This is a genomic window from Stenotrophomonas sp. SPM (assembly GCF_003105135.1).
Lineage (GTDB): Bacteria > Pseudomonadota > Gammaproteobacteria > Xanthomonadales > Xanthomonadaceae > Stenotrophomonas.
The window spans coordinates 1-15,445 of the sequence record NZ_QETL01000039.1 but is presented as its reverse complement, the minus strand read 5'-3'; the positions used below and the strand labels follow the sequence as shown (position 1 = coordinate 15,445).

Below are 15,445 nucleotides of genomic sequence, written 5' to 3'. Positions count from 1 at the left end.
AGCAGTAGATCCACGCCATGCGCGGATGCATCGGGGGGCAGGGCCCTTTCCTGCGGAAAGGGATCCGACCCCGCCTTACCCCACCTTGCGCAGGAATTCGTCCGGGTCCATCGGCCGGCCCAGGTGGTACCCCTGCAGCTGGTCGCAGCCCAGCCCGCTCAGGTATTCCTGCTGCTCGCGCGTTTCCACGCCCTCGGCCACCACCTGCAGCTGCAGCGAGCGCCCCAGTGCCACGATCGACGACACGATGGCTGCGTCTTCGGCGTTCTGCTCCAGGTCGCGCACGAACGCGCGGTCGATCTTCAGTTCAGTTGCCGGCATGCGCTTCAGGTACAGCAGGCTGGAATAGCCGGTGCCGAAATCATCGATGGAGATGTGCACGCCCATCGCAGTCAGGTCGTTGAGGATGACCAGGCTGGCTTCCACGTCCTTCATCGCGGTGGTCTCGGTGATCTCCAGGGTCAGTCGCTCCGGCGCGATCGCATGGCGGGCCAGCACGTCGCGCACGTTGTCCACCAGCGAGGGCGAAGAGAACTGCAGCGGCGACAGGTTCACCGCCATCGTCCATTCCGGGTGACCCGAGTCGTGCCAGGCGCGCAGCTGCGCGCAGGCCTGGTCCAGTACCCAATCGCCGATCGGCAGGATCAGCCCGCTGCGCTCGGCGATGGGGATGAACACATCCGGGGCGAGCATGCCCAGCTCCGGGTGCTCCCAGCGCAGCAGGGCCTCGGCGCCCACTGCGGGCGTGCCGGCGGCGACGAACTTGGGCTGGTAGTGCAGGCGCAGCTCGCCACGGTCGGCGGCACGGCGCAGGTCCTGCAGTAGCCGCAACTGGCGGTTGGCGCTGACCTGCATCGACGGCGTAAAGAACGTATAGCCATTCCGGCCGCCGTCCTTGGTGTGGTACATCGCCGCGTCGGCGTGCGCCATCAGTTCGCGCTCGGTGGAGCCATCGTCCGGGTACAGGGCAATGCCGAGGCTGGCGCTGACCTGCAGTTCGGCCGCGTCAATCAGGAACGGCTCGGCCACGGCGGCAATGATGCGCTCGGCGACCACCACAGCATCGTCCGGCTCATCCACGGCCAGCACGATCACGAACTCATCGCCGCCCAGCCGGGCGAAGGTGTCCTGCGGGCGCAGCAGGTTGCTGACGCGCTCGCTCATGCGCACCAGCAGGCGGTCGCCCAGCTGGTGGCCATAGGCATCGTTGACTGCCTTGAAGCCGTCCAGATCGCAGAACATCACGGCAAGACCGTGGTTTCGGCGGCGCGCCTTCTCGATGGACTGCTCGATGCGATCCTGCAGCAGCATGCGGTTGGGCAGCTGGGTCAGCGGGTCGTGCAGGGCGGCCTGCAGCAGCTTGTCGTTGGCCTTTTCCAGCGATTCGGCCAGCAGGCCGGTGCGCTCGCGCATCTGCCGGTCGAACAGCGACGCGACCAGGGCGATGCCGATGGTGCCCAGGGTGGTGACGATGACCAGCACCGCCAGCCAGCGGCTGTCGATGCCGCCGTCGATCACCGCGCCGCAGATGCTGCCATCGGGGAAGCGGGCGGCGGCCATGCCGGTGTAGTGCATGCCGACGATGGCCAGGCCCATCACCAGCGAGGCCAGCAGGCGCAGTCGGAAGGTGCGCTCACCTTCCTTGCGCAGGCGGAAGGCGATCCACAGCGCAGCACCCGCCGCACCGATGGCGATCAGGATGGAAGCGATGAACCATAGCGGGTCGTAATCGATGCCCGGCTGCATGCGCATCGCGGTCATGCCCAGGTAATGCATGGTGGCGATGCCCAGCCCCATCAGCACCGCACCGGCCAGCAGGCGGCGGCGCGGCAGCTGCGGGCGCGAGACCAGCCACAGCGCGTACGCCGATGCACCCACCGACACCGCCAGCGAGTACAGGGTAATGGCCAGGTCGTAGCCGATCGGGATCGGCAGGTTGAACGCCAGCATGCCCACGAAGTGCATCGACCAGATGCCCAGACCCATGGCCGTGGCGCCGCCGGTCAGCCACCAGCGCGCCACCCGGCCTTCGGTCGTGGCCAGGCGGCCGGCCATGTCCAGTGCGGTATAGGACGCCAGGATGGCGACCAGCAGCGAGAAAACAACCAGACTCTGGCTGTAGGTGCCAGTCATTGAACGTCCTTCGGGGGCGGAGTAGGGGGCACGGAGGCGCGGACTATAGCGGCCGCGCGGTGCTGCACTTTAGTGCATCAAAGTGTGATGTTCATCTCATATTAGGAGATGTCATGACCGGGCAACCCTCATGCCGGGGGTCGCAGCGCCTGCGACTGGCCTCGGCTATCCTCCTTCACCTCCCCGCATCGAAGTCCTGCCCCATGGCCAAAGCCCGCCTCACTGCCTATGTCTGCAACGAATGCGGCGCCGAGTACAGCAAGTGGCAGGGGCAGTGCACCGAGTGCAACGCCTGGAACTCCTTGTCGGAAATCGTGCTGGAGAGCGCGGCGGCGGCCAAGGCGCCTGCCTCGCGCCGGGCTGGCTGGGCCGGCAAGATCGACCCGCCGAAGATCACCGCGCTGAAGGACGTCGAGCAGACCGAGCATCGCCGGGTCAGTACCGGCATCGGCGAGTTCGACCGCGTGCTGGGCGGCGGCCTGGTCGAGGGTGCAGTGGTGCTCGTCGGTGGCGACCCGGGCATCGGCAAGTCCACCCTGCTGCTGCAGGCGGTGGCGAAGATGGCGGCCGTGCTGCCGGTGCTGTACGTCACCGGCGAAGAGTCGCTGGCCCAGGTGGCAGGCCGCGCGCACCGGCTGGAACTGCCGCTGGACGGGGTCAACGCGCTGGCCGAGACCGGCGTCGAGTCGATCCTGCAGCACGCGGCCAAGGCCGGCCCGCGGCTGATCGTGGCCGATTCGGTGCAGACCCTGTGGACCGAAACGCTGACTGCGGCCCCCGGCTCGGTGAGCCAGGTGCGCGAAAGTGCCGCGCGGCTGGTGCGCTTTGCCAAGGAAACCGGTACCGCCGTGTTCCTGGTCGGCCACGTGACCAAGGAGGGCGGCATCGCCGGCCCGCGCGTGCTCGAACACATGGTCGACGCCGTGCTGTATTTCGAAGGCGAGAGCGGCAGCCGCTTCCGCCTGCTGCGCGCGTTCAAGAACCGCTTCGGCGCGGTCAACGAACTGGGCGTGTTCGCCATGGGCGACAAGGGCCTGAAGGAAGTCTCCAACCCGTCGGCCATCTTCCTGTCCGGTGCCAGCACCCATCAGCCGGGCAGCTGCGTGATGGTGACCCGCGAGGGCACCCGGCCGCTGCTGGTGGAAGTGCAGGCGCTGGTCGATGCCTCGCCGCTGTCCAACCCGCGCCGTGTCGCCGTCGGCCTGGAGCAGAACCGCCTGGCCATGCTGCTTGCGGTGCTGCACCGTCATGGCGGCGTGCTGGTGGGCGACCAGGACGTGTTCGTCAATGTTGTGGGCGGCATCCGCGTGCAGGAGACCGCCGCCGATCTGCCGGTGCTGCTGGCCGTGCTGTCGTCGCTGCAGGACCGGCCGCTGGCGGAAAAGACGATTGCCTTCGGCGAGGTCGGCCTGTCGGGCGAGATCCGCCCGGTACCCAATGGCGAGGATCGCCTGCGCGAAGCGGCGACCCACGGATTCAAGCGCGCCATCGTGCCCAAGGCCAACGCCCCCAAGGGCGGCACGGTGAAGGGCATGGAAGTGATCGCGGTCGAACGCCTGTCCGAGGCCATCGACGCCGCGTGATGCGCGTCTGGTAGAGCCGAGCCCACGCTCGGCTGCTTTTTTGTAGAGTCGAGCCATGCTCGACTGGCGATCGAGCAGCAGTCGAGCATGGCTCGACTCTACAAAAGGCCAAGCGCAGCGTCCGATGCGGTAACGGTCAGCTTCGCTGTGCTAGTTTTCCCGGCTCGACGACGGCGCCTCCTGGCGCCTTGTGTGGCAAGGAGTAACCGATTTCATGCAGGACCCGACGCTCAGCACCCCCGCCGCCGAAATCCGCCGCGCAGGGGTCGATCTCAATGGACTGATGACGGTGCTGGGCAAGCACCTGTATTCCACCCCGATGGTGGCCCTGCGCGAGCTGGTGCAGAACGCGCACGATTCGATCATCCGCCGCCGCCTCGAGCAGCCGGGCATCGAGCTGCCCTCGCGCATCTCGGTGCAGGTCGATGCCGCCGCCGGCGTGCTGCGCATCACCGATACCGGCGCCGGCCTGACCCGCCAGGAAATCCACGATTACCTGGCCACCGTCGGCGTCGGCTACACCCGTGGCCTGCGCCAGGGCGGTGATGACCAGGACGGCCTGATCGGCATGTTCGGCCTGGGCTTTCTCTCGGCCTTCGTGCTGGCGCGCCGGGTGAGCGTGCGCACCACCTCTTACCAGACGCCGGAACTGGGCCACCTGTATGTGTCCAGCAACGCCGAGCAGTACACGGTGAGTGAAGTGCCGGCGCGCGCCGTCGGCACCGAAGTGGAGCTGGAGCTGCACGCCGATTTCCTGCCGCTGGCCAACGAGGCGCGCCTGTACGAGGTGCTGGGCCGCTACTGCGCGCTGCTGTCCGAACCGATCTTCATCGGCGCGGCCGCCGAAGCCCTCAACCCCGAGCCGCCGCCGTGGCGCGGGCAGGGCGAGGTCGCGCTGCACCCGGTGCAGGCGCGTCGCCAGGCGCTGCAGTTCGCCGCGCGCTTCGAGCATGATTTCGAACCCATCGTGACCGTGCCGCTGCGCGCCGACGCCGACAGCGATGCCACCGGCATGCTGTGGGTGCAGGACGGCGCCACCTACGGCACCAGCGACAACCGCAACCTGTCGGTGTTCGTGCGCGGCATGCTGCTCGACGACGATGCGCGTGACCTGCTGCCACCGTGGGCGGGCTTCATCGGCGGCGTCATCGAATCCTCGCGCCTGACCCCCACCGCCAGCCGCGAGGACCTGCAGCGCGACGACCAGTACCGCGCCGTGCAGCACGCGCTGCTGGAAGCGCTGATCGACGGCCTGGCCGGGGTCGCGCGGCAGCAGCCCGAAGCGTGGCGACGCGTGCTGGCCCGCCACAACGAGGCGCTGCTGGGTGCGGCGCTGTGCGATGAGCGCCTGTTCGAGCTGCTGCTGGAACACGTGCGCGTGCCGACCTCGCAGGGCGACCTGCCGGCCAGCGCGCTGCCCGCGCGTGGTGCCGTGCACGTGATCCTCGACAACGGCGGCGGCTTCGAAGAAATGCTGTTCCGCGCGATGGGCGTGCCGGTCGCGCACGGCCATCGCTATGCGGTGGTGCCGTTCCTGCGCCGCTGGACCCAGGCCAAGGGCCTGCGCCTGGTGGAGCTGGGTACCGAGCAGGGCAACCGCGCGCTGTTCCGCACTGATGACAGCCTGGATGACGCGCAGCTGGCGTGGCTGGGCGAGCACTTGGGCGATGGCGAGCAGCTGCTGCCGGCGCGTTTCAGCCCCGAAGCGCTGCCGGTGGTGGTGGTGCCCGACCGCGAGGCGGAGCTGAAGCAGCGCCTGGAAGACGACGAGAACGACAAGCGCGTATCAATGGCCGCGTTGCGCCTGGCCCGCCAGTTCACTGCGCGCATCGAGGTGCGCGCACCGTCGCGGTTGTACATCAACCTGGACAACCCGGCCGTGCAGGCCCTGCTGCAGGCCCAGCGCGACGGGCATCCGCAGGCACCGGCGGCCGCGCGGCTGCTGCGCTCGCTGAAGGTCATCGTCTCTGCGCAGGGCCGCCCGCTGGCCCGTGGTGCAGCGACGCCGGGCCCGGACCTCAACGGCGCCTTCAGTGATATCGCCGGTGCTCTGCAGCAGATGCTGCGCTGAGCACCGCACACACCTTCTCTCATCCAGCCTCACGCTAGACAGGAGCACCAAGCCCCAATGGATATCTGGAACTGGGTCGAAAAGCTGCAGGAAGACCTGCGCCAGGCCGGCCAAGCGCAGAATGCGCACCTGCTGACCCGCCTTGCCGACGAAGTCAGTGAACTGCAGGTCGACCGTGTCGACGCGCTGCTGCCCGAAGCGCGTGCGCTGGGCAAGGCGCTGGACAACCCCTGGGTCGATGTCTACGTCGGCCACTGGGCGCTGCGCAACCGCGTGGGCAACCGCGTTGAAGGCGAGAGCGCGCTCGGCGAGGCGGTCTCGCTGTTCGAGCGCGCGCATCGCGAAGACACCCTGGAATGCCCGCAGTCGATCTGCGTGACCCAGGATCTGGCCGCCTGCTACGGCAACATCGACGGCCCGGGCTGGGTGCCCGAGCGCATCGAGGTCTGCGACGAAACGCTGGCCCGCATCGATCCGACCTGGGCCTGCTTCCAGTGCCTGAGCTGCGAGAAGGCCGATGCGCTGCTCGATGATGGCCGCGCGCAGGACGCGCTGGATTACCTGAAGGTGCAGGCCGACGCGGTGGAAGCGCGCGGCAAGGAAGTGTTCGACAGCTTCCCGGAAATGCAGATCAAGATCCTGCTGGCCAGTGGCCGCGCCGATGAGGCGATGGTGCTGATCGATCAGCGCGAAGCCGAGGTGGCCGCCGCCGGCGAATATGAACCGGCCAACTGCACGGTGCCGCGCCGCCTGTCGCGCGCCTGGGCGCTGGCCCAGCTGGGCCGCGACGAAGAAGCGCTGCAGCAGCTGGTGCCGTGGAGCGAGCTGACCCCGAACACCTGGCGGCTGTGGGCCAACACGGTGGCGCTGCTGTGCAGCCGCGACCCGGCCCGCAACACCTGGGACCTGGGTGCGCGCTTCAACACCATCATCGAGCACTTCGCCAGCGTCGGTGCCCACCGTCTGGTGATCGAGCTGGCGGCACTGAGCCTGGAACTGGCCCTGCAGCGCGGCGCGCGCTGGGTGGCGCAGCGCCAGCTCGGCCTGGCCCGCACCCACCTGGCACAGCTGCGCCAGGACCGCGGTGCCGGCGTGTTGGTGGCCGGCCTGGCCGCCCGCATCGACGCACTGCCCGACGTTGAACCGCTGCCGATGCCGGCCGCCGAACTGCTGGCCTGGCTGGAAGCGCGCGGCGAACAGCAGCAGTCGCGTGACCCGGAGCGCGAGGCGCAGTGGCTGCTGCAGGCGCATGCGCAGTGCCCGGATGACGAAGCGCTGGCCGAGGTGGCCGCATCGGCGCTGGATGCCTGTGGCGCGCAGACCGAGGCCCGCGCGCCGCTGTGGGAGTTCGTGCGTGCGCACGCCCAGGAGGACGGCGCTGCTGCCTACACGCTGATGCGCTGGCTGACCGAGCAGGGCGACGATGATGGCCTGCGCCGCCTGGCCGACACCTACCGCGGCAGCGTGCCGGTGTTCGCGCACTGGTGCGAGGTGCAGCGCGCACGCCGCGTGTCCGACTGGCCGGCGCTGGAGCAGGCCGCACAGGCGCTGCTGGCGCTGTCGCCGGGTTCGCATGGCGCGCGTGGCACGCTGGCGCGCATGTACATGGAAACCGGCCGCTTCAGTGATGCGCAGGCCTGTTACGCGCAGCTGGTGGAAACGCTGGAGGATCCCAATGCCGCGCACTGGGACCACATGAGCGCCGCCAGTGCCGCGCGCGATTGGGACGCGGTGCGCCGCTCGGCTACGGCCATCGGCATGGAGCTGTCCAGCCAGGACGGCGTGGTCGAAGAGCCGTGGGGCTGGGTGATCATCCGCAGCCTGGAGCAGGGCGAGCCGATGGAGTACTACGCGCGCCGCACCGGCCCGGTGACCGCGCGCATCGTCGAGAACGCACCGGCCAACCGTGCCCAGCAGGTGGGCGACTGGGTGGTGTTCGATGCCGCGCTGGTGCACCCTGCACCGGAAGAGGAAGAGCAGCGCCAGCACTTCATCCCGACCTATGCGCAGGTGCACGTGCTGGAACGTGGTGGCTTCGAGCGCAGCTGGCTGATCGACGGCGCGCACCCGGGCGAAGAGGCCTGGAACGCGTTCGTGGAAGGTGCCGAAGCGCAGGGCTGGCAGGTGTGGGTGCACAGCCGCCCGGATTACACCGTGACCGATCCGGATGCGGACCAGGGCACGCTGCCAGGCCTGCTGTTCACCGTGGCCCAGCCGCAGGGGCACGCGCCGCTTGCGCTGCACCGTTACCTGCAGCAGTCCACCGCCGGCTGGTCGCACCCGCAGTGCTGGCTGCGCCTGGCGGAAGCCTGCAACCAGGACCGGCAGCCGCACCTGGATGTGATCGAGCGGTACGGGTTGTAGGTTTCGCCGCGCTGCGCGCTCGCCGGGCATTGCCCGGCGCTACCGGGCCCCGGTAGGTGCCGACCGTGGCCGCGTCATGCGGATTGTTGTAGAGCCGAGCCTATGCTCGGCTCGTGTGGCAAAGCAGCCGAGCATGGGCTCGGCTCTACACACCTGTGCCGTGCCCTGAGGTAGGTGCCGACCGTTGGTCGACACGCCTTTACCGCGTATGCCCGAACACCAGTTCGATCACGAACTGGCTGCCGAAGAACGCCAGCAGCAGCAACAGCATCGCCGACAGCGTCCAGTGCACCGCCTTCGCCCCGCGCCAGCCGTAGCGGCGGCGGCCGATCAGCAGCACGCCGAACACGATCCACGACAGCACGCTGAGCACGGTCTTGTGTACCAGCTTCTGCGCCAGCAGGTCATCGACAAACAGCACGCCGGTGACCAGGGTGAGGGTGAGCAGGGCGAAGCCCACGGTGATGACCCGGAACAGCAGGGCTTCCAGATCAGCCAGCGGCGGCAGTGCGCGCAGCCACGGGCGGAATTCACGGCGGCGCAGCGCCCGTTCCTGCAGCCACAGCATGATCGCCAGCAGCGCGGCGATGCTCAGCGTGGCGTAGGCCAGCAGGGCCAGCCAGGCGTGGCTGGCCAGGCGCCAGCCCAGCACCTTGCTCGGTTCATGGCCGTAGCCGTGGTAGACCGCCAGCAGCAGCGCGGCCAGCGGGAAGACCACCACGCCCAGCGCCGACATGCGCCCGCGCGCGCCCACCAGCGAGGTCAGCCAGGCCATGCCCAGGCCGACCAGCGACAGCGCGGCGAAGAAGTGCATGTCCGGGCCGCCGGTGGTGCGCATCGCCACCAGCACGTGGTAGCCGCCGTGCAGCAGCATGGCCGGCAGCGCCGGCCACAGCCAGGTGGGCGAACCGACGGCATCATCGCGGCCAAGCGCACGCACCAGCAGGGCGCTGGCGGCCAGGTAAAGCAGGGCGGCGATGAGAACGATTAACATCGTTGCAGTTTCGCATACCCCCGTGATGCTGGCGACGGCCCCGTGGTCGCAGCCCGGGAAGGCGGGCGGACCCGTTATACTGTCTGCCTTATTGTCCCCCGCTTTCAGACAGGTTGCGCCGCATGTTCGAGTCCCTGACCCAGCGCCTTTCCGGCACCATCGAGCGCCTGCGTGGCCGCGGCCGCCTGACCGAGGAGAACATCCGCGAGGCGACCCGCGAAGTGCGCATCGCGCTGCTTGAAGCCGACGTCGCGCTGCCGGTGGTGCAGGCCCTGATCGAGCGCATCAAGGTGCGCGCGGTCGGCCAGGAAGTGCTGAAGTCGCTGACCCCGGGCCAAGCCCTCATCAAGGTCGTGCGCGACGAGCTGACCGCGGTGATGGGCGCTGAAGCCAGCGACCTGAACCTCAACGTTCCCGCCCCGGCCATCATCCTGATGGCGGGCCTGCAGGGCGCCGGCAAGACCACCACCGTGGGCAAGCTGGCCAAGCACCTGAAGGAAAAGCGCAAGAAGAAGGTGATGGTGGTGTCGGCCGACGTCTACCGTCCGGCCGCGATCGAGCAGCTGAAGACCCTGGCCGAGCAGGTGGGCGTGCTGTTCTTCCCGTCCAGCGCCGACCAGAAGCCGGAAGCCATCGTCCGCGCCGCCATCGACGATGCACGCCGCTCGTTCGTCGACGTGCTGATTGTCGATACCGCCGGCCGCCTGGCCATCGACGAAGCGATGATGGCCGAGATCAAGGCCCTGCACGCGGCGGTCAACCCGGCTGAAACCCTGTTCGTGGTCGATGCCATGACCGGCCAGGACGCGGCCAACACCGCCAAGGCCTTCGGCGATGCGCTGCCGCTGACCGGCGTGGTGCTGACCAAGACCGACGGTGACGCCCGTGGCGGTGCCGCGCTGAGCGTGCGCTACATCACCGGCAAGCCGATCAAGTTCGTCGGTGTCAGCGAAAAGCCGGAAGGCCTGGACGTATTCCACCCGGACCGTATCGCCAGCCGCATCCTCGACATGGGCGACGTGCTGTCGCTGGTCGAGCAGGTCGAGCAGCAGGTCGACAAGGACAAGGCCGCCAAGCTGGCCGAGAAGGTCGCCAAGGGCAAGAAGTTCGACCTGAACGACATGCGTGACCAGCTGGAGCAGATGCAGAACATGGGCGGCATCGGCGGCCTGATGGACAAGCTGCCGGGCCTGGGCAACATCCCCGAGCACCTGAAGCAGCAGGTCAGCCAGGGCAAGGAAGTGCCGCGCATGATCGCCATCATCAGCTCGATGACCAAGAAGGAACGGCGCAACCCGAACCTGCTGAACGGCTCGCGCCGCGCGCGCATCGCCAAGGGCTCGGGCGTGACCCCGGCCGACGTCAACAAGCTCATGAAGCAGTACATGCAGATGGAAAAGATGATGAGCAAGATGGCTGGCGGCGGCATGAAGGGCATGATGCGCAGCATGAAGGGCATGATGGGCGCCATGGGCGGCCGCGGCATGCCGTTCCGTTGATGCAGCGACGGGGCCGGCGCGCATCGCGATACGGCCCCGGTCACAATGACTGGCGTATGCTGGGCGGCGACTTCTCCAACAGGTATGTCGCGTGAATGCATCGCCGATTCTTGAGCGCGCCGACACCTTCTGTCGGCGTTTTTCATTGCAGCTTCCGATCCTGCTGGCACCGATGGCCGGTGCCTGCCCGGTGCCGCTGTCGGTCGCGCTGGCCAATGCCGGCAGCATGGGTGCGATGGGTGCAGTGCTGTCGCCGGCTGCTGACATCGGCCGCTGGATGGATGACTTCCGCGCTGCTTCCGCCGGCCCGGCACAGGTGAACCTGTGGCTGCCGGATCCGGCGCCCGTTCGCGATGTCACCGCCGAAGCCACCAGCCGCGCCTTCCTCGCCCAATGGGGCCCGGACGTGCCTGCCAGTGCCGCCGACGCCACGCCGGCTGATTTCGACGAACAGTTTGCTGCGTTGCTGGCCGCGCGCCCGGCGGTGGCCTCGACCATCATGGGCGTGCTGTCGCCGCGCCACGTGCAGCAGTTGAAGGACGCCGGCATCGCCTGGATCGCCTGCGCGACCACGCTGGCCGAAGCGCGCGCTGCGCAGGACGCCGGCGCCGACGCGGTGGTGGCGCAGGGCGCCGAAGCCGGTGGCCATCGCGGTGCGTTCGACCCCAGCCTGGCCGAGCGCCAGCTGGTGGGCCTGTTTGCGCTGCTGCCGCGCCTGGCCGACCACCTGCAGATTCCGGTGATCGCCGCCGGTGGCATCGCCGATGGTCGTGGCATCGCGGCGGCGCTCACGCTGGGCGCCAGCGCGGTGCAGATCGGCACCGCCTTCCTGCGCACGCCGGAAGCGTCGATCGCCTCGGCGTGGGCCGATGGCCTGGCCGCGACCGAGCCCGAAGAAACCTGGCCGACCCGCGCCTTCAGTGGCCGCCTGGGTCGTGGCCTGGCCACGCCCTATGTGCGTGCCGCCGCCGCGGACGGTGCCCCGGCGCCGCGCCCATACCCGGTGCAGCGCGGCCTGACCGCACCGATGCGCAAGCAGGCGGCGCAGGAAAACCGCCTTGCCGCGATGCAGGCCTGGGCCGGGCAATCGGCCTGGATGGCACCGGCAGCACCCGCCGCCGACGTGCTGCGCGACATGTGGCAACAGGCGCAGGCGCTGCTGCGATGACGGTGTCCTGCAATGGCCGGCCGGCGCAGGTGGAAGATCTGCTGCCGGCCTTGGTCAACTACGGCCACTTCACCTCGATGCAGGTGCGTGGGCAGGCCGTGCAGGGGGTGGATCTGCATCTGGCGCGGCTGTCGCAGGCCACGCGCGAACTGTTCGGCAGCGAGCTCGATCTCGCGCAGGTGCAGGCCTGGATGACGCAGGCGCTGCTGCAGGCAGGGCAGGGCGATGCCTCGCTGCGGGTGACGGTGTATTCGCGCCACTTCGATTTCCGCAATCCGCTGGCGGCCGTGCCGGTGGATGTGCTGATGGCGGTGTCCGCACCGGTGGCGCTGACCGCACCGAAGCGCGTGCGCAGCGTGGTCTGGCAGCGCGAGCTGCCGCAGATCAAGCATGTGGGCACGTTCGGCCTGTTTGCCGAGCGTCGTGCGGCGATGGCCGCGGGCTTCGATGATGTGCTGTTCGTGTCGGCCACGGGTGGGATCAGCGAGGGCAGTACCTGGAACCTGGCCGTGCACGATGGTGAGCGGCTGCTCTGGCCGCAGGCCCCGGCCCTGCGCGGGACGGCTGAGGCGCTGCTGCAGCGGCATTGGCCGGGGGCGCAGGCCACGCAGCCGCTGTGGCTGGCCGATCTGGCCGGTGTGAAGGCGGCCTTTGCCTGCAATGCCAGTGGCCTGTGGGCGCTGGAGGCCATCGACGGGCAGGTGCTGCCGGGGTCGCGGGCCTTGGCTGAACAGGGCCGGGCGGTGCTGGCGGGGGTTGGCTGGGATCTGTTGGGGTCAGAGCCCTTTTGCGGTGCGTAGGGGTCTGACCCCGCTGGCCACCCATGGGGTTGGCTCGGCTGCGCTCTGCCGCTATAATCGCCCGCTTACCTCGCCATCCTGGCGACTGGGCAATAGGAAAAACACCATGGTCAAGATTCGACTGACCCGCGGCGGCGCCAAGAAGCGTCCGTTCTACCACATCATCGTGACCGACGTGCGCAGCGCGCGCGACGGCCGCAACATCGAGCGCGTTGGTTTCTACAACCCGGTCGCCCAGGGCGGCGAGAAGCGCATCGAGCTGGACCTGGCCCGCGTTGACCATTGGGTCAAGAACGGCGCCCAGCCGACCGAAAAGGTCCGCAACCTGATCAAGGAAGCGGCCAAGTCCCAGGCCGTCGCGGCCTGAGTCTGAAGGGCCACGCTTCGGCGTGGCCCTCTTGGTTGACGAAGATGAAAGATATCGAGCGCCGCATCCTGCTGGGCAGGGTTGTCGGCGCTTTTGGTGTGCGCGGCGAAATCAAGCTCGAGTCCTGGACCGAGCCTCGTTCCGCCATTTTCCGTTACCAGCCGTGGATCCTGCGCAGCCCCAACGGGCAGGAATCGACGCTTGAAGGCGCTCGTGGCCGTGACAGCGGCAAGCACCTGGTCGCCCGGTTCCCCGGCGTCGAGGACCGCGATGTCGTCGAAGCCATGCACGGCACCGAGGTCTATGTGGCCCGCAGTGCGCTGCCGCCGCCGAAGCCCGACGAGTATTACTGGGTCGATCTGGAAGGCCTGGATGTGAAGACCACCGAGGGCGTTGCCCTGGGTCAGGTCTCGCACCTGTTCAGCACCGGCGCCAATGATGTGGTCGTGGTCCGTGGCGACCGCGAGCGGATGATTCCGTTCGTGCAGCCGGACTTCGTCAAGTCGGTCGACTTCGAGGCCAACCTGGTCGTGGTCGACTGGGATCCCGAGTTCTGAGTGTGAGCATGCGGTTCGACGTCATCACCCTGTTCCCCGAGTTCCTCGCCCAGTCCGCTGGGCTGGGCGTGGTCGGGCGCGCGCAGGAGAAGGGTCTTTTCAGCCTGCACGGCTGGAATCCCCGTGATTTCGCCGAAGGCAACTACCGCCGGGTGGACGACCGTCCGTTCGGTGGTGGCCCGGGCATGGTGATGCTGATCGAACCGCTGCAGGCCTGCCTGCAGGCGATCCGTGATGCGGATCCGGCCCCGGCGCGGGTGATCTACCTCAGCCCGCAGGGCGTGCCGTTGACCCAGGCCAAGGTGCGGGAACTGGCGGCATTGCCGCGCATGGTCCTGCTCTGCGGCCGTTACGAGGGCATCGACGAACGCTTCCTGGAAGCCAATGTCGACGAGGAGATTTCCCTCGGCGACTACGTGCTGTCCGGCGGTGAGCTGGGCGCGGCGGTCATCATCGATGCCGTGGCCCGCCTGCAGGAAGGTGCCCTGAACGACGCCGAATCGGCGGCCCAGGACAGCTTCGAAGGTGAACTCGGCCTGCTCGACTGCCCGCATTACAGCCAGCCGGCCCAGCACCCGCTGGGTGACGTGCCGGACGTGCTGCGTTCGGGCAACCATGCGGCCATCGCCGCCTGGCGCCGCCAGCAGTCGCTGCTGCGCACCGCCGAGCGGCGCCCGGACCTGCTGGATGAACAGGCGCTGGGCAAGGCCGACCGCAAATTGCTGGACCAGGGCCGTCAGGCCCGGAAACACAAGGCCAGCCCCTAGCGCAGGGCTGGCTTTATCGGCTATCATGGCCAATTCCCGCCAGCCCCGGCTGGCGCGCGCAGTACCCACAACAAACGTGCAGCACAGTTCCGTGACTGCATGAGCCTACGTTGTCGACACGACACGCCCACCCGAACAAGAATCGGTGTAACCCATGAGCAAGCTGAACAAGTCCATCGTCGCGGAATTCGAATCCGCCCAGATCACCCGCGAACTGCCGAAGTTCAGCCAGGGCGACACCGTTGTCGTCAACGTGAAGGTGAAGGAAGGTACCCGCGAGCGCGTGCAGGCCTATGAAGGCGTTGTCATCGCGACCAAGAACGGCGGCCTGAACTCCTCGTTCACCGTCCGCAAGATTTCGCACGGCTACGGCGTCGAGCGCGTCTTCCAGACCCACAGCGCCATCATCGATTCGGTCGAAGTGAAGCGTCGTGGTAAGGTCCGCGCCGGCAAGCTGTACTACCTGCGTGGCCTGGAAGGCAAGGCTGCCCGCATCAAGGAAGATCTGGCTGCTGCTGCTGCCGCCAAGGCCGCACGTCTGGCCGAAAAGGCCTGATAAACAACTTCGGTTGTTGCCGCGACGGCCGCCTTCGGGCGGCCGTTTGCGTTTGTGCGCTGGCCGGCGCTATGTTCGCGGCATGAATACCGTCGAACAACGTTACCCGCCCAGGGTGCAGGTCGCCCTGCGCCATCTCGACGCCGCAGGCGTGCAACGCCGGCACTCGGCGCCGCCACTGCATCGCCTGCTGTGGCGCATGGGCATCAACGCACCACCGCCGATCCTGGCCAGCGTGGCCTCCAATGCACTGCTGATGGGCGTCTGGTTCGCTCTGGGCTGGGGCGTGCTGATGTGGCTGCTGGTCTGGCGCAACACCAACCTGCCGTTTGCAATCGCAGTGTTCAGCGCGCTGCTGGCCGGCGTGTTGTTCGGCCTGCTGATGGCGGTCGTGATGCGCGTGATGCGCCTGCGCCGCGGTCTGCCGTTGTGGCGCGACCTGCCGGCTGCGCCACGCCCCTGACCTGCGGCCACGGCGCGCTGCGCAAGGCCCGCCAGGCACAACGCCGCGAAGTAGAGGTAGCGCCGGGCCATGCCCGGCGGATTTCTGGCAGCCGCTGCGCTCGCCGGGCATGGCCCGGCGCTA

Annotated in this window: 13 protein-coding genes; 11 read left to right on the top strand and 2 right to left on the bottom strand. The window is 68.4% G+C overall.

The window, feature by feature from the left end:
• Positions 1-75: 75 nt before the first annotated feature.
• Positions 76-2,133: an EAL domain-containing protein gene (locus DCO49_RS10405; protein ID WP_116863970.1), complete on the bottom strand. Its 2,058-nt coding sequence runs from the start codon at positions 2,131-2,133 to the stop codon at positions 76-78.
• A 203-nt stretch (positions 2,134-2,336) separates the two neighbouring features.
• Between DCO49_RS10405 and radA the strand changes: the two genes are divergently transcribed.
• The 3 genes from radA to DCO49_RS10390 all read left to right on the top strand — a co-directional run bounded on the left by radA (position 2,337) and on the right by DCO49_RS10390 (position 8,151).
• Positions 2,337-3,716, top strand: coding sequence for a DNA repair protein RadA (gene radA, locus DCO49_RS10400; protein WP_108768204.1), 1,380 nt, complete (start codon positions 2,337-2,339; stop codon positions 3,714-3,716).
• 214 nt (positions 3,717-3,930) lie between these two features.
• A complete protein-coding gene (locus DCO49_RS10395; RefSeq protein ID WP_116863969.1) occupies positions 3,931-5,787 on the top strand; it encodes an ATP-binding protein in 1,857 nt (618 codons plus the stop codon).
• A 57-nt stretch (positions 5,788-5,844) separates the two neighbouring features.
• Positions 5,845-8,151 carry a tetratricopeptide repeat protein gene (locus tag DCO49_RS10390; RefSeq protein WP_116863968.1) on the top strand — a complete coding sequence of 769 codons (2,307 nt, stop codon included), beginning with the start codon at positions 5,845-5,847 and terminating at the stop codon, positions 8,149-8,151.
• A 199-nt stretch (positions 8,152-8,350) separates the two neighbouring features.
• Here DCO49_RS10390 and ccsA read toward each other — a convergent pair whose 3' ends face one another.
• Positions 8,351-9,145 (bottom strand): cytochrome c biogenesis protein CcsA, encoded by a 795-nt coding sequence (ccsA, locus tag DCO49_RS10385; protein ID WP_116863967.1) that lies wholly within the window; start codon positions 9,143-9,145, stop codon positions 8,351-8,353.
• Positions 9,146-9,267: 122 nt separating this feature from the next.
• Between ccsA and ffh the strand changes: the two genes are divergently transcribed.
• The 8 genes from ffh (at position 9,268) to DCO49_RS10345 (ending at position 15,322) form a co-directional block, all read left to right on the top strand.
• Complete coding sequence (ffh, locus tag DCO49_RS10380; protein ID WP_108768208.1) at positions 9,268-10,644, top strand: signal recognition particle protein; 1,377 nt, start codon at positions 9,268-9,270, stop codon at positions 10,642-10,644.
• A 91-nt stretch (positions 10,645-10,735) separates the two neighbouring features.
• Positions 10,736-11,812: a nitronate monooxygenase gene (locus DCO49_RS10375; protein ID WP_116863966.1), complete on the top strand. Its 1,077-nt coding sequence runs from the start codon at positions 10,736-10,738 to the stop codon at positions 11,810-11,812.
• Positions 11,809-12,612, top strand: coding sequence for an aminotransferase class IV family protein (locus DCO49_RS10370; RefSeq protein ID WP_116863965.1), 804 nt, complete (start codon positions 11,809-11,811; stop codon positions 12,610-12,612). The genes DCO49_RS10375 and DCO49_RS10370 overlap by 4 nt, the downstream gene beginning before the upstream one ends.
• A 106-nt stretch (positions 12,613-12,718) precedes the next feature.
• Complete coding sequence (rpsP, locus tag DCO49_RS10365) at positions 12,719-12,979, top strand: 30S ribosomal protein S16 (protein WP_079221127.1); 261 nt, start codon at positions 12,719-12,721, stop codon at positions 12,977-12,979.
• Positions 12,980-13,023: 44 nt separating this feature from the next.
• Positions 13,024-13,536 carry a ribosome maturation factor RimM gene (gene rimM, locus DCO49_RS10360; RefSeq protein ID WP_116863964.1) on the top strand — a complete coding sequence of 171 codons (513 nt, stop codon included), beginning with the start codon at positions 13,024-13,026 and terminating at the stop codon, positions 13,534-13,536.
• An 8-nt stretch (positions 13,537-13,544) separates the two neighbouring features.
• Positions 13,545-14,303, top strand: coding sequence for a tRNA (guanosine(37)-N1)-methyltransferase TrmD (gene trmD, locus DCO49_RS10355; protein ID WP_116863963.1), 759 nt, complete (start codon positions 13,545-13,547; stop codon positions 14,301-14,303).
• Between the two features lie 154 nt (positions 14,304-14,457).
• Positions 14,458-14,859 (top strand): 50S ribosomal protein L19, encoded by a 402-nt coding sequence (rplS, locus tag DCO49_RS10350; protein ID WP_079221128.1) that lies wholly within the window; start codon positions 14,458-14,460, stop codon positions 14,857-14,859.
• 82 nt (positions 14,860-14,941) lie between these two features.
• Complete coding sequence (locus DCO49_RS10345) at positions 14,942-15,322, top strand: DUF6404 family protein (protein WP_116863962.1); 381 nt, start codon at positions 14,942-14,944, stop codon at positions 15,320-15,322.
• Positions 15,323-15,445 lie beyond the last annotated feature (123 nt).

Excerpts from the sequence above, each read along its gene's own strand:
- DCO49_RS10405 (WP_116863970.1), bottom strand. The coding sequence starts at position 2,133 with ATGACTGGCACCTACAGCCAGAGTCTGGTTGTTTTCTCGCTGCTGGTC.
- radA (WP_108768204.1), top strand. The coding sequence starts at position 2,337 with ATGGCCAAAGCCCGCCTCACTGCCTATGTCTGCAACGAATGCGGCGCC.
- DCO49_RS10395 (WP_116863969.1), top strand. The coding sequence starts at position 3,931 with ATGCAGGACCCGACGCTCAGCACCCCCGCCGCCGAAATCCGCCGCGCA.
- DCO49_RS10390 (WP_116863968.1), top strand. The coding sequence starts at position 5,845 with ATGGATATCTGGAACTGGGTCGAAAAGCTGCAGGAAGACCTGCGCCAG.
- ccsA (WP_116863967.1), bottom strand. The coding sequence starts at position 9,145 with ATGTTAATCGTTCTCATCGCCGCCCTGCTTTACCTGGCCGCCAGCGCC.
- ffh (WP_108768208.1), top strand. The coding sequence starts at position 9,268 with ATGTTCGAGTCCCTGACCCAGCGCCTTTCCGGCACCATCGAGCGCCTG.
- DCO49_RS10370 (WP_116863965.1), top strand. The coding sequence starts at position 11,809 with ATGACGGTGTCCTGCAATGGCCGGCCGGCGCAGGTGGAAGATCTGCTG.
- rpsP (WP_079221127.1), top strand. The coding sequence starts at position 12,719 with ATGGTCAAGATTCGACTGACCCGCGGCGGCGCCAAGAAGCGTCCGTTC.
- rimM (WP_116863964.1), top strand. The coding sequence starts at position 13,024 with ATGAAAGATATCGAGCGCCGCATCCTGCTGGGCAGGGTTGTCGGCGCT.
- trmD (WP_116863963.1), top strand. The coding sequence starts at position 13,545 with ATGCGGTTCGACGTCATCACCCTGTTCCCCGAGTTCCTCGCCCAGTCC.
- rplS (WP_079221128.1), top strand. The coding sequence starts at position 14,458 with ATGAGCAAGCTGAACAAGTCCATCGTCGCGGAATTCGAATCCGCCCAG.
- DCO49_RS10345 (WP_116863962.1), top strand. The coding sequence starts at position 14,942 with ATGAATACCGTCGAACAACGTTACCCGCCCAGGGTGCAGGTCGCCCTG.